10 protein-coding genes and 1 tRNA gene are annotated in these 13,751 nt (G+C 68.8%); 9 read left to right on the forward strand and 2 right to left on the reverse strand.

Annotation, left to right across the window (positions count from 1 at the left end):
- Positions 1–12: 12 nt before the first annotated feature.
- Complete coding sequence (locus HUA75_RS41595) at positions 13–879, reverse strand: CHAP domain-containing protein (protein WP_174489583.1); 867 nt, start codon at positions 877–879, stop codon at positions 13–15.
- 136 nt (positions 880–1,015) lie between these two features.
- Here HUA75_RS41595 and HUA75_RS41600 point away from each other — a divergent pair, with 136 nt between their 5' ends.
- The 6 genes from HUA75_RS41600 (at position 1,016) to HUA75_RS41625 (ending at position 7,413) form a co-directional block, all read left to right on the forward strand.
- Positions 1,016–2,707 carry a HEAT repeat domain-containing protein gene (locus HUA75_RS41600; RefSeq protein ID WP_174489584.1) on the forward strand — a complete coding sequence of 564 codons (1,692 nt, stop codon included), beginning with the start codon at positions 1,016–1,018 and terminating at the stop codon, positions 2,705–2,707.
- A 53-nt stretch (positions 2,708–2,760) separates the two neighbouring features.
- Entirely contained in the window at positions 2,761–4,842 is a 2,082-nt protein-coding gene (locus HUA75_RS41605; protein WP_174489585.1) for an ATP-dependent helicase, read from the forward strand.
- 89 nt (positions 4,843–4,931) lie between these two features.
- The gene (locus HUA75_RS41610; RefSeq protein WP_141641288.1) at positions 4,932–6,551 is read left to right on the forward strand and encodes an Hsp70 family protein; all 1,620 of its coding nucleotides are present in this window, start codon (positions 4,932–4,934) and stop codon (positions 6,549–6,551) included.
- A 6-nt stretch (positions 6,552–6,557) separates the two neighbouring features.
- Positions 6,558–6,983, forward strand: a complete 426-nt coding sequence (locus HUA75_RS41615; RefSeq protein WP_141641289.1) for a hypothetical protein — start codon at positions 6,558–6,560, stop codon at positions 6,981–6,983.
- A 14-nt stretch (positions 6,984–6,997) separates the two neighbouring features.
- Positions 6,998–7,267 carry a hypothetical protein gene (locus HUA75_RS41620; protein WP_141641290.1) on the forward strand — a complete coding sequence of 90 codons (270 nt, stop codon included), beginning with the start codon at positions 6,998–7,000 and terminating at the stop codon, positions 7,265–7,267.
- A gap of 74 nt (positions 7,268–7,341) precedes the next feature.
- Positions 7,342–7,413: transfer RNA gene (locus HUA75_RS41625), tRNA-Val, on the forward strand.
- A gap of 155 nt (positions 7,414–7,568) precedes the next feature.
- Here the strand turns inward: HUA75_RS41625 and HUA75_RS41630 are convergent.
- Entirely contained in the window at positions 7,569–8,555 is a 987-nt protein-coding gene (locus HUA75_RS41630) for a TerC family protein (RefSeq protein WP_174464936.1), read from the reverse strand.
- A 350-nt stretch (positions 8,556–8,905) separates the two neighbouring features.
- On the opposite strand from HUA75_RS41630, the gene HUA75_RS41635 reads away from it, so the two are divergent.
- The 3 genes from HUA75_RS41635 to HUA75_RS41645 all read left to right on the forward strand — a co-directional run bounded on the left by HUA75_RS41635 (position 8,906) and on the right by HUA75_RS41645 (position 13,467).
- On the forward strand, positions 8,906–9,982 hold the full coding sequence (locus HUA75_RS41635; protein ID WP_174489586.1) for a carbohydrate-binding protein: 1,077 nt from the start codon (positions 8,906–8,908) through the stop codon (positions 9,980–9,982).
- Positions 9,983–10,227: 245 nt separating this feature from the next.
- Complete coding sequence (locus tag HUA75_RS41640; protein WP_141641293.1) at positions 10,228–11,844, forward strand: Rieske 2Fe-2S domain-containing protein; 1,617 nt, start codon at positions 10,228–10,230, stop codon at positions 11,842–11,844.
- 321 nt (positions 11,845–12,165) lie between these two features.
- Complete coding sequence (locus HUA75_RS41645; protein WP_254628044.1) at positions 12,166–13,467, forward strand: ankyrin repeat domain-containing protein; 1,302 nt, start codon at positions 12,166–12,168, stop codon at positions 13,465–13,467.
- Positions 13,468–13,751: the final 284 nt, after the last annotated feature.

The following is a 13,751-nucleotide window of genomic DNA, read 5'->3' on the forward strand; positions in this document are numbered from 1 at the left end:
CGCCTCGTCGTTCTACCGCAGCGAGGCGACGGGGACGGGGGCGGGCTTCTTCGTCGCGGGGCTGGGAGGCAGCACGCTGCCGAACGAGGCGAAGAGCTGGCCGGTGAGGACCGGGTCCTTGTTCGGACCCGCGTGGCGCAGCAGGTCGTTGAGCACCGCGCCCGTCTTGGGGTCCCTGGGCAGGTGAGGGCGGGCCAGGTTCATCCGGTAGCGCACGACGCCCCGGCGCACCCGGTGGATGACGGTGACGGTGCCCTGCGCATCCACGGAGTCGACGATGCCCACGTGCGTGAGGCCGTCGTTGCGGCGGCCGTCCCGGTTCTGGTCATACGTCTCGTTGAAGAAGACCAGGTCCCCCGCCGCGGGGCGACCTTCCGAGTACACGCGGCCATTCGCGCGGGCGTAGCGGTAGAGGGCGGTGACGCCGTTGTCGCCGGGCTTGAGCGTCCCTCGGAAGGACAGGCCCGCCTGGGCGTAGACGCCCTCGATGAGTCCCGTGCAGTCCGCCGGGTACTTGCGCCCGTCGAGCGTCACCTGGGGCTTGCCCACCAGCGAGCGGGCCGACGCGAGCACCGTCGCGCGCGCATCGGCCGAGGCGGGCCGCACGCGCGTGCTCGCCGGAACGGTGGCGGGCTTGCCCTTCGCGGGGCGGGCGGCGGTGGCGCGCGCGGGCGTGCGCTTGACGGGGGCGGCCTTCCGCTCGGCCGTCTGGGCCTTGGGGGCCACGGGGCTGGAGAGCGACTCGCGCGGAAAGGCGGGCGGAGACGCGGAGCGGTAGCGCACGGCGTAGGAGTCCAGCCACGGCTCCAGCCGGTTCGACGGGGTGGCGCAGCCCGTCGCCGTCATCGCGAGGATTCCCATCAGCGTGAGCCACCGCATGCGCGACCTCCCTGTAGCGTCCTGAGGCACCCATGGTCGCCCCGGTGGCTTGTGTCGTCAAAAAACCTACCCAGGCAACCGTCCGTGACGGCTCGGGTTTCCGGGGGCGCCCGGGTGCGGTATTGCTCCCAGGAGAATGGTCTCCCTCCGCCGAGCCCTCGCCATCCTCCTGCTGTCCGCTGGCTGTCTGCCGTCGCCGTATGACCGCGCCGCCAGGACCGACACCGTGGAGGGCTACCGCGCCTTCCTGCGTGAGAACCCGACCCACCCGGACGCGGACGCCGCCGAGTCGCGCTTGGAGGAGCTGGAGTTCGAGGACGCGAAGAAGCTCCACACGGTGCTCGCCTACAAGCGCTTCCTGGAGGTGTACCCGGACGCGCCGCACACGCGCACCGCGAAGACGCTGTTGGAAGGGCTGCGCTTCAACGCCGCGAAGGAGGCCGCCACGGTGGCCGCGTGGCGACAGTTCCTCCAGGAGCACCCGGAGGGCCTGCAGCGCGACGAGGCGAAGCGACTGATGGCGGAGGTGGAGACGCGGGAGTTGGCGACGACGCAGGACCCCCGGCGTCTGGCCGAGTACCTGCGCGAGCGCCCGGATGATCCGCGCCGCATGGAGGTGGAGTCGCGGCTGGACGGGCAGGCCTTCGAGCAGGCCAGGTCCGGGGGCGCGGCGAAGCTCTTCGCGTACCTCAAGGACTTCCCGGCGGGGACGCACCGCGAGGAGGCGCGCGGCCTCCTGCTGGAGCTGGAAGTGGAAGGGCTGCTCGTCTCGGGTCTGGTGGACGAGGCCGAGGCCCGGGTGAAGGCGCATCCCCTGGGGCCCAAGCTCACGGGTTTTCCGGCGAGGCTGGCTCGCGCTCGCGCGGAGAAGGCAGCGCTGGCCCAGCCGGAGCCGCTGGTGCAGGCGGCGTACGTGGGGCACTACCTGCGCGATTTGGAGGACCTGAAGCGCGCCATGGTGGCGCCGGATGCGTTGGACCGGTGGCAGGCGGCCGAGGAGATGGGGCAGCATGTGTCCGTGCGCGCGGTGGATCCGCTGCTGGATGCGCTGCGCTCCGCGCGCAATCCGCTCATCCGGCAGAACGCGCTGGAGTCGCTGCGCACGGTGCTGGCCTCGCTGCCGCGTCCGGTGGCCGACTACGAGGTGGCCTCGCGGCTGGACGCCCTGCGCGAGCGGGCCGGCAGCGCGGAGATGTACCTCACGGTGGCGGTGCTGCTGGACCTCTCCGGTCAGCTCGCCCAGGCCTCCACGGAGTACCAGCGCGCCTTCGATACGGGCGTGCCGGACCCCGTCGTCCTGCGCCGCTGGGTGGACATCCGCGAGGCGCGCAAGCAGCCGTTCTCCGCGGCGGTGGCCGCGCGGCAGCTCGCCGTGTGGGCGCTGGGCGTGGCGCGCGAGGAGACGGTGACGGCGGAGGGCCGCGTGCCCCTGGCCTCCGCGCGGCAGCTGTGCGCGGCGGCCGTCAACGCTCGCTTCGCGGCCGGGGCCATCTCCCGTGCCCGCGCGGCGTCCAGCGAGTTTCCCGAGGACCTGGCCGAGTTCGAGCGTCGGGCGGAGGAGGCGCGGCGGCTGGCCGAGGCGCGACTGGCGGACGCGGAGCTGCTCCTGCGTGAGCAGAGCCCGGGCGTGCGCACCTGCGCGGACCGGGGTGTCAGCGAGCGGCTGGAGGGTGGGGTGAAGGAGCGCACCGCGGCGCTGGCCACGGTGGGAACGAAGCTGCCGCAGGTGGGACGGTTGCTCCTGGAGCTGGCGCGGGAGAGAGACCCCTCGCCCCAGGTCCGCGAGGCGGCCTCCGCGCGGCTGACGGCGCTCAAGCCGGTGCCCTGAGCCGACTGATCCGTTCGTCCCCGGAGGGCGGGGCGGTTAGAGTTCGCCGCCCCATGGTCACCCTGCCCACCCCTCGGACCGTCGCTCCGACGAGCGCCTCGTCGCGCATCGACTACGCCGGCCTGCTCAACGAGGAGCAGCTGCGGGCGGTGGAGGCGGAGGCCGGGCCAGTGCTGGTCATCGCCGGCGCGGGCTCCGGCAAGACGCGCACGCTCACGTTCCGCGTGGCGCGTCTGCTGGAGCGTGGCGTCCAGCCCGAGAACCTCCTGCTGCTGACCTTCACCAACAAGGCCGCGCGTGAGATGACCCGGCGGGTGGCGGACCTGGCGGGCTCGTTCGCGGACGTGCGGCGCATCCTCGGAGGGACCTTCCACCACGCGGCGCACCTGCTCCTGCGCCAGCACGCGGGGATGCTGGGCTACTCGGACCGCTTCACCGTGCTGGACCGGGAGGACGCCCGGGACTTGATGGTCACCTGTCTGGCCGAGCGCAAGCTCAAGAGCGACAAGCGCTTCCCCCGACCGGAGCTGGTGTTGGACCTGGTGTCGTTGGCCACCAATCTCCAGCAGGCCGTCTCCGAGGTCCTCTTCGACCGGCGGCCCCAGTTTCTTCCCCTGGCCCCGGAAATCCTCGCGACGGCGGCGCGCTACCGGCAGCGCAAGGCGCAGCTGCACCTGATGGACTTCGATGACCTGCTGCTCAACCTGAAGCGGCTGCTCACCGAACACCCCACGGTGCGCGCCCAGCTCACCGAACGCTTCCACAGCGTCCTCGTGGACGAGTACCAGGACACCAACAAGCTGCAGGGAGAGCTGGTGGATCTGCTCGCCGGAGAGCGTCGTGACTTGACGGTGGTGGGGGACGACTGCCAATCCATCTACAGCTTCCGGGGCGCGGACTTCTCCAACATCATCGGCTTTCCCGAGCGCCATCCCGGCTGCGCCGTCTTCACGCTCACGCGCAACTACCGCTCGACCCCTGAGGTCCTCCAGCTCGCCAACGCGGCCATCTCCCGCAACGAGCGGCAGTTTCCCAAGACGCTCGTCGCGGAGCGTCCTTCGGGGGCCCGTCCCGTCGTCGTCCCCGCGCTCGACGCCGCCGACCAGGCCGCCTGGGTGGCCCGCCGCGTCCTGGAGCTGCGCGACGGGGGCCTGTCCCTGGAGGCGATGGCCGTCCTCTATCGCGCGCACAACCACTCGCTCGAACTCCAACTGGAGCTCACGCGCCTGGGCATCCCGTTCCGGGTCCGCTCGGGCGTGCGGTTCTTCGAGCAGCCCCACGTCAAGGACGTGCTGGCCCACCTGCGGCTGGTGAACAACCCCGGGGATGAGCTCGCCTTCAAGCGGGTGGTGCGCGCGGTGCCCGGGGTGGGGCCCACGACGGCGGAGCACCTGTGGACGTCCCTGCGCGCGCTGCCGGAGGGACTGTCCCTGGCGGAAGGCCTCGCGCGCGACGAGGTCCGGACCCATCTGTCGCGCAAGTCGCGCCCGGGCTTCGAGCGCTTCGCTCAGCTGATGGGTCGGCTCGGACGTCCGGAGGCCGCGGCTGACCCGGGTCTTCTCATCGAGGAGGTGCTGGCGGGAGGGTACGCGGAGGTCCTCGCGGCGGAGTCCTCACCCGAGGAAGGCCGGGAGGACGACCTGCGGCAGCTGGCCGAGTACGCGCGCCGGTTCGAGGACCTGCCCCGCTTCCTGTCGGAGCTCGCGCTCGTCGCGGAGTTCGCCGCGAAGGATGCCCTGGGGGCCGGGGCTCCCGGAGAGGTCCTGACACTCACCACCGTCCATCAGTCCAAGGGGCTGGAGTGGCGGGCCGTCTTCGTCCTCTGGCTGGTGGACGGGCGGTTTCCCATGTCCCAGGCCGCCCGCTCGGCGGAGGAGGAAGAGGAGGAGCGACGACTCTTCTACGTCGCCACCACCCGGGCCCGGGACCACCTGGCGCTGGTGTACCCCTTGTCGGTGCTGCCCCGGGAGGGGGAGCGCATCCTCCTGCGGCCGTCCCGCTTCCTGGAAGAGCTGCCAGCCGGGGAGGGGGCTCCCTATGATCGGCTCGTCCTGGCTTCCGCCGAGGCGGTACTGGGGGGGCTCCCCCTGGGGTTGGCTGGGCCTGGGCCGATGGGGTCCGAGCCGGAGGACTGAGCGGACGCCCAGAAACGCGCGCGCGAAGTCGCGACGTGATACAGAGTGGGACGAGGGCGTGCGTCTTGTGACCCGCGCCTGTGAACTTCATGGCGGACAGACCTCGCATCGTCGGGATTGACCTGGGCACCACCAACACGCTGGTGGCGTCCGTGCGCAACCGCATCCCGAAGATCGTCCCCACGGACCGCGGCAATCTCATCCTCCCCTCCGTCGTCGCCCTGTCGTCCAAGGGTGACCTGCTGGTGGGTGGGGTGGCCAAGGATCAGATGGTCACCAACCCCCGCAACACGCTGTGGGGGACCAAGCGGCTCATCGGACGGAAGTACCATTCAAAGTCCGTGGAAGACCTCCGCGGTGCCTTCCCGTACGACATCGTCGAAGGCCCTGGCGGTGACGCCGCGGTGATGTTGGACGGCAAGCTCTACTCGCTGCCCCAGGTCTCCAGCTTCGTGTTGTCCCAGCTGAAGACCATCGCCGAGCAGTTCCTGGGCGGTCCCATCGACGCGGCCGTCATCTCCGTCCCGGCCTACTACAACGACAACCAGCGCCAGGCGGTGAAGGAGGCGGGCCGGCTGGCCGGCTTCGACGTCAAGCGCATCGTCAACGAGCCGACGGCGGCGGCGCTGGCCTACGGTTTCAACCGGGGCCTGGACCAGAAGATCCTCGTCTATGACCTGGGCGGCGGCACCTTCGACGTCTCCGTCCTGCACCTGTCCGGCAATGTCTTCGAGGTGCTCGCGACGGGCGGCGATACCTTCCTGGGCGGCGCGGACTTCGACAACCGCATCATGGAGTACGTGCTGGAGCGCTTCCGCGAGGAGACCAAGGTCGACCTCGCCGAGAACCCCATCGCGCTCCAGCGCATCAAGAACGCCGCCGAGGCGGCGAAGATCGACCTGACGCTCATCCCCAACGTCGTCATCGACCTGCCCTTCATCGACGAGCGCAAGGGCAAGCCGTTGGACCTGCGCATCCCCCTGACGCGCGAGTTCCTCAACAGCCTCACCGGCGACCTGGTGGACCGGACGTTCGACATCTGTGATCGCGTGCTGGCGGAGAAGGGCATCGCCCGCTCGGAGATCGACGAGATCATCCTCGTCGGCGGGCAGAGCCGGATGCCGCTCGTGCAGCAGAAGATCCAGGCGCACTTCGGCAAGCCGCCTCGCAAGGGCGTGCACCCCGACGAGTGCGTGGCCCTGGGCGCGGCGCTGCTGGGTGACTCGCTGGGAAGCATCGACGCGGTGACGCTGCTGGACGCGCTGTCCATGCCCATTGGCTACGCGCTGCCCAATGGCCGCGTGAAGCGCATCATCGAGAAGAACTCGCTCATCCCCATGGTGAAGAGCTTCCGCCTGCCTCCTCCCAAGGAGCCCGGCGCGCCCTTCATCGAGCTGGACATCTTCCAGGGCGACAGCGACCTGATGGTGGACAACGAGTACCTGGGCACCGTCCGCGTTCCTTCCGCCGCCGCCGGTCGCAAGATCGACTTCCGCCTCACCGAGGAGTGTCTGCTCCAGGTGATGGTGGAAGAGGCCAGCGGCATGCGGAAGGTGGACCTGGCGACCCGAGACACCCCGGAGCAGCTCAAGAAGGCGCTCCAGGAGGTCGTCATCAAGCGCGACACCCAGCCGGTGCCCAGCTCCAACGGCACCAACGATGACCGGGGCCTCCTCTCGAGCATCAAGAGCATCTTCCGGAGAGGTTAGTGGGGCATGGCGAAGTTCCCGTCGAAAGAGTGGCTGGACGAAGCGGTCCGGCTCACGAACGAAGATCCCGAGTGCGCGGTGGCCGGCAGGGGCTGGAAGGGCGACTTCGGGGCGGTCATCGAAGCGGAGCCCGGCAAGCTGGCGAAGGCGTTCGTCATCCACGTCGTCCCCGGTGACTGCCGCATCGAGAAGGCGCGTGTGCTCGCGGACCCGGACGACCTGGATGAGCTCGAGCCCATCTATCTGGCGCGCGCCCCGTACACCGTCTGGAAGCAGCTGCTCCAGGGGACGTTGGACCCGGTGGAGGCGGTGCTCAAGCGCCGCATCACCATGAAGGGTGACCTGCAGCCGCTCATCGAGCGCATGAAGTACAAGGGCATCGCGGACCGAGTCTTCGCGAAGCTGCAGACGCAGTTCGTCGACGAGCCGTAGGCCGGGGGGCAATCATGGGTATCCGTGACGACTTGAAGAAGCAGGCGCTGGAGGTCTCCAGCAAGGCGGTGGAGAAGCTGATGGCCGACGAGAGTCGCGCCATGGCCATCGCCAACGCCATTGGCAAGGTTCAGCGTGGCAAACAGGCGCTGGATCGGGGCCAGGAGGAGCTGTTGAAGGCGTTCCACTTCGCGCCGCGCAGCGAGTTCAAGGCCGTGGGAAAGCAGCTCTCCGGACTCAAGCGTCGGCTGCGCGAACTGGAAGAGAAGCTGGATGGGCTGTAGTTGAAATTGCGTTGACACCCACGGGGGCAGATGGCATTTACCCCCTCGTCGCGTCTCGGTCGCACACGAAGCGCGGGCGCATAGCTCAGTGGTAGAGCACTGCCTTCACACGGCAGGGGTCGCAGGTTCAAGCCCTGCTGCGCCCAACAGAAGAGGCCGTGAATCCAAGGGGAAACCCAAGGGTTCACGGCCTCTTCGCTTTTCGGCTCAGGCGGTGCCGGACGTCTCTTCGGAGCGTCGGCTCGGCGCGCCCGGGCATGGACTCCCAGGCGCGCCGCGAGTTCCCCGTGCGGGGTGGACTTCAGCCCTCCGACGGCTTGGCGAGCGGCTCGGCGCCGGGCGTCACCGGCGCGTGGGGCGGCGTGTTCCGCGACTTGATCAGCGACGCGACGATGCTGACGCCCAGCAGGCCGGCGATGACGCCCAGGGACACCGCGGGGTGGATCTTCACGAAGTCGATGATGGCCATCTTCGTGCCCACGAAGACGAGCACGCCCGACAGGCCCACCTTCAGGTAGCTGAACTTCTCCACCGCCCCGGCCAGGAGGAAGAACAGCGAGCGCAGGCCGAGGATGGCGAAGATGTTGGACGTGAAGACGATGAATGGATCCCGCGTGACGGCGAAGATGGCGGGGATGGAGTCGAGCGCGAAGAGGATGTCCGACGCCTCCACCAGGATGAGCGCCATCAACAGCGGCGTGGCCAGCTTGCGGCCGTTCTCCACGGTGAAGAAGTGGTGCCCGTCGAAGCGGGGCGTGGAGGGGATGGTCCGCCGCGCCATCTTCATCATCCACCCGTCCTCCGGGTGGTCCTCCTTGTTGCGCTGGAAGAAGAGCTTCAGGCCCGTGAGGATGAGGAACGCGCCGAAGACGTAGATGAGCCAGTGGAAGCGCTCCAGCATGGCCACGCCCGCGAAGATCATGATGGCCCGCAGGACCAGCGCGCTGAGGATGCCCCAGAAGAGCACCCGGTGCTGGTACAGCGCGGGGATTCGCAGCGCGGAGAAGATGACGACGAAGACGAAGATGTTGTCGACGGAGAGCGACTTCTCGATGAGGTAGCCGGTGAGGAACTCCACCGCCGGACCCCCGCCGAACTTCCACCACAGCCCCGCGTTGAACACGAGCGCCAGGCTGATCCACACCGTGCTCCAGCCCAGCGCCTCCTTGAAGCCGACCGCGTGGGCCTTCCGGTGGAAGACGCCCAGGTCCAGGGCGAGCATGGCGATGACGAAGGCAATGAAGCCGCCCCACAGGGCGGGACTGCCGACGGTTTGTAGGGATTCCATAGGTGGATTTCAGATAAGAGCGCCCGTTCTCATCGACAAATAGGGATTCCGGTTGCGCTCCATCGAGAAAACCTAAGGGATGCCGGGAGCGGATGGAGGCCTGTCCCGGGAGGGGCCGGCCCGAGGGGGGCTGGAGCGGGCGACGCTGGCTGGGGAAGGGTTGCGGGACGTGGTGGGTTTCGGCCCGTCCGGTTGGAACTCGACAGTCACCGGGCCATTGAGACCAACCAGGCGTCCGCGCCCGGAGGCATTTCTGGCCTCCGGCGGGATGGGCGCGGCGAGGGCTCGCAGGGCGATTGGCGTCCGCGGCTCCTGTCACTCTCGTGGCCCCTCGAAGAAGGACCGCCCTTTTGACCCGGAACCGTCTTCTCTCCTCGATTTGCGGGGCCTTGCTTGCCCTGTCCGCCACGGCTTGTGGCGCTGACTCCTCTGGTACGACGTCCCCCGGTGGTGGCACCGAGTCGCCTTCCGAGCAGCCCACGGTCCCCACGCCTGACCCCACGCCTACGCCGGACCCAACGCCAACGCCCAATCCGGACCCGACGCCAACGCCCAATCCGGACCCGACGCCAACGCCCAATCCGGATCCGACACCGACGCCCGATCCGGATCCGACGCCAACTCCCAATCCGGACCCCACGCCCGAGCAGCCAGGCGCGGACAAGTTTGGCGTGACGATGCTCTATCCCTCCAAGGCAGGGGGCGAGGCCTGGGCGCTGTCGGACAACCCCACGTCGGACTCGCGGTTCGATCCCCAGGGCACCATCACCCGCAACTCGGATGGCTCCTGGAAGATGAAGAGCAGCCAGGTTCGCATGGGTGTCACCACGTCGACGGGTTACTCGGCGGCGAAGATCCCCACCTATGACCGGGACGTGCTGGCCAGCCGTGGCTACATGCAGGCGGCGAACGATTGGAAGAACCTGGAGATGACGGGCTTCGTGAAGCTCAACTCCGCCTCCGACGGCTCGGACAACTTCGACTGGTACGCGCGGGGCGGGAAGCACAACGACAAGGAGTCGGGCTGTGAGGGCAGCAGCTACAAGGGCGGTCTGCACTATGACGGCCGTGCCCGCTGGCAGAAGGAGACGTGGCACGTGTCCTACGAGCAGGCGCCCTACAAGCCCGCGACGTCGGCGTTGAAGGGCCGCTGGGTGGGCTTCAAGGCGGTGATGCGCAACACCACCGTCAGCGGCAAGGAGGCCGTGCGGCTGGAGCTGTACGTCAACGAGAACGCCGACAAGGTGACGTGGAAGAAGGTCCACGACATGGTCGACGCGGGGGACTGGGGCGGTGACGCCGAGCACTGCGGTGGTTCCGTCGGTCCCATGCCCATCACCTGGGGTGGCCCCATCGCCACGTTCCGCTGGGACAACGCGGAGGACGTCGACTTCAAGTGGCTGTCCGTTCGTGAAATCCAGCCGTAGTTGATGGGGCGTCACGGACCGCGGTGGACGCGGCCGTGTCAGGGCGCGGAGGGCGGAAGCCTTCCGCGCCCTTTTTCGTGTCTGGGGGCTTCATGTCTCCGCGCCAACGAGGTGCGAGACCCCAAGGCAGGTGGCCGGAGTGTCCGGGAACGCGCAGCCTTCTTCGCGCCGGCGCGGGAGCGGACGGCATCCGAGGGTGTGGGCGCGGCGCTTCGCCGGTCCACTTCGGGCGAGGGGCGGCGTTCATGCGAATCACCTTCCTGGGCCATGCGGGCTTCGCCGTGGAAACCGCGCGGAGCGTCGTCGTCATGGACCCGTGGCTCACCGAGCGGGGAGCCTTCGACTCGGCGTGGATGCAGCTGCCGCGCAACCACCACCTGGCGCCGCGCGTGCGCGAGCTGCTGGAGACGCCGGGCCGGGAGCGCTTCCTCTACGTCAGCCACGAGCACAAGGACCACTTCGACCCGGAGTTCCTGGCCACGCTCCAGCGCCGCGACTTCACGGTGGTGATTCCTCGTTTCCTGCGCTCGGAGCTGCAGGACATCTTCGCGAAGTACGGCTGCAAGCGCGTCATCGCCTGTGAGGATGGCCGCGAAATCCCCTTCAAGGGGGGCTACCTCAAGCTCTACGTGTCGGAGCAGGGCACCAACCGGGACTCGGCCGTCATGGTGCGAGGGGACGGCCAGTGCTTCATCAACCTCAACGACTGCAAGCTGCATGACCGCCTGGCGCGCATCACCGAGGAGGAGGGGCCCATCGACGTCTTCACGGCCCAGTTCTCCGGCGCCATCTGGCATCCCACCTGTTACGAGTACTCGCCGGAGACGTACGCGGCCATCTCGCTGAAGAAGCGCGACAGCAAGTTCGAGGCGGTGGCGCGGGCGCTGGAGGTGGTGCGCCCTCGGGCCTACCTCGCGTCCGCGGGGCCGGCGTGCTTCCTGGACCCGACGCTGTTCCACCTCAACTTCGAGAAGGTGAACATCTTCCCCAATGCCACCACGCTGTTCCGGTTCCTGGAGCAGCGCCTGCCGGGGGCCGCGTCGAAGTACCTGGAGCCGATGCCCGGGGACGTGCTGGACATCGGCTCGCTGGACTTCGTCTCGCTGGACCAGGAGCGCGTGACTCAGGAGGGCTTCGATGCGTACCTCCGGAAATACGCGGACGACATGGCGCCGCTGTTCCGGGAGCGCCGCCGCAACATGCTGCGCGCGGAGGTGGATGAGATTCACGCGCGGCTGCGCGTGGAGCTGCAGCGCAAGCTGGACCTGTTGGACCTGCACGAGCGCGTGGGCATGCCTCTGTACGTGGAGCTGACGGAGTTGCCGGAGCGGTTGTTGCGGGTGGACTTCAAGGGCCGGCGCGTGGACGAGGTCTCCGAGCTTCGCGAGACGACGCGCTACACGATGAAGGTCTCCGCTGCGGACATGGTGCGAGTGCTCGACAGGAAGCTGACGTGGGAGGACTTCCTGCTGTCGTTCCGCCTGCGGCTGAGCCGGTCGCCAGACGTCTACGAGCCCATCCTCCATGGCTTCCTGGGGGTGGAAATCGAAGACATGCGCGCCTTCTGCGAAGGCGTGCGCTCCACGGAGTCGCAGCGCGAGCGGACGGTGGTGTCCGTGGGGCAGAAGCGCTTCTCCGTGCAGCGGTTCTGTCCGCATCAGGGCGCGGACCTGGCGGAGGGCTGGGTGGAGGAGGGCAAGTACCTCGTCTGTCCTCGCCACCGCTGGCAGTTCGACCTGGACGACGGAGGTCGCTGCTTGATGAATGGCTCCACGCTCTGCGCGGAGCCGGCGACGGACGTCGTTCCCGAGGAGACGGAGAAGCCCACCGTCCCCGCGCCAGTCGTCGAGCCTCGCGTGTAGCTCGCGGACGCGAGGTGTGAGGTGGGGCGCTCAGGGCTCGAAGCTGACGCCGCCCTGAGCGAGGAATGGATGCCAATGCGCGCCAGCCTCGCGTTCACGGTGACGTTCTGAGCTCCCGCCGGCCGAGGTCTTTTCATGGATGGCTTGGAATGGGCTGGCAGGAGGAGCGTCTGACCCACTCGGGAATCCCTGGGTTCTGGTGGATGTCTGTCTGTGTATCGGAATGAATCCGGGGATTCACGGGAGCCGGCGGATTCCTCGATCGTCCACGGGTGAAAAGGTGAGCCCGGCGGCGGGTATGGGCGGTATTTTCGGTCCGCCATGTCTCATGCCCCCAAGCCCCCGAAGAAGATGGATGTCGCCAGGCTGATGAAGAAGGTGGACGGCCTGCTCGACGAGTCGCCGCCTCAACTGGATGACGCGGTTCCCCTTCTGCGCCAGGTGCTGGAGGCCGAGCCAGACCGACTGATGGCGTTGCACTCCCTGAGCTGGGCGCTGGACGCCTCGCGTCGCACCGATCCTCGTCGCTGGGAGCGAACGCTGAAGGCGGAGCACTGGAGGGCCAGGGACCGCGTCCTCGAGCTGACGCGAGGCACCCGGGCCGGTGGCGACCTGAGCGATGCCCAGCGGGCGCGCTCGCTGGCCCTGAGCCTGTGGGCGGAGGAGGTCGTCGGGGGCAGTCCCACGGACGCCCAGCTCGACGCCGTGGAGGCCGCGTTGGAGGAGGCCGAGGGGCTGCGCCCGCTGCCGGACCATGCGCGGGCGCGCCGGGGGCTCGACGCCTGGCGCACCTTGCGGAAGGGCCCGGGGACGAAGGGCTACGAGAAGCTGCTCGCCGTGCTGGAAGCGGCGCCCGAGCAGCGAACCCTCGACGTGGAGGACGACGGCCCGGATTGCTTCAGCGGTCTGCAGGGGGCCTTCTCCGACGAGGGCTTCGTGGCGTGGCTGCGAAAGCAGAAGCCGGCGGCGCGGCCCAAGGGGAGAAAGGCCCGTCAGCTTGACGCGGGCCTGCTGCTCGCGGCGGGGCAGGACGCCGCCCCGTTCTTCGGCCCGGGCTTCGGCGGAGGTCGAGTGGCCCGGGTGCTGGCCTTGCGCGCGCTGGGCGCGAACCTGGACGTCCAGGACGAGGATGAGCAGGGGCTGCTCCACCTGGCCGCCCGCGTGGATGACGCGGCGCTGGTGCGGGAGTTGCTCGCCCTGGGACTCTCCACGTCCGCCGTCGCCGCCGAGTCGGCCACGCCGCTGCACCTCGCGGCCGAGGATGGCGCGGTCTCCTGCATCCCCGTGCTCGTCAAGGGCGGAGCCCAGGTGGACGCGCTCGACGAGAATGGACGCACCCCGCTCTTCAACGCCCAGGTGCCTGAGGTGGCCCAGGCACTGCTCGACGTGGGCGCCGACCCCAACGGGGGCGACGGCTGGACACCGCTGCACCAGCACGTGTGCTTCCTGGACCGGGAGCCGGTCATCGAGCTCCTCCTTCGCGCGGGCGCGGACGTCACGCGCAAGGACGCGGGGGAGAAGACCCCCGCCCAGGAAGCGCTGCGCCACAAGAACCCGCGGCTCGCCGAACTCCTGGGGGCGCCGCGGCCGCCGGGCGGAAGGAAAGCCACACTGGCGAAATGATGAGACCTGGTTCGCCCCGGCGCTTGCGGGAATCCCGTATGCGCTGGGGTCGGACGTCGATGTTTGTGGCATTTCATGTCACACGCCGCCAGCTGAGAGGCATTGTTTGTAGCGCTTCATGTCACATGAGGGTCCCGCCTGCCGTGGGTCGTGTGTGGCATGGCTGTGTTTGGATGGATATTGACGCCGGGATTGGAACGCCTGTGCCAGTCGTGGCAACGTCAGACGAATCACATATCGTGCTCCTGGGTGTCATCGAGCCCGATGCCACCTCTCTCCCAATC

It is taken from the genome of Myxococcus sp. CA040A (genome assembly GCF_013336725.1).
In the GTDB taxonomy this organism is placed as follows: Bacteria; Myxococcota; Myxococcia; order Myxococcales; family Myxococcaceae; genus Myxococcus; species Myxococcus llanfairpwllgwyngyllgogerychwyrndrobwllllantysiliogogogochensis.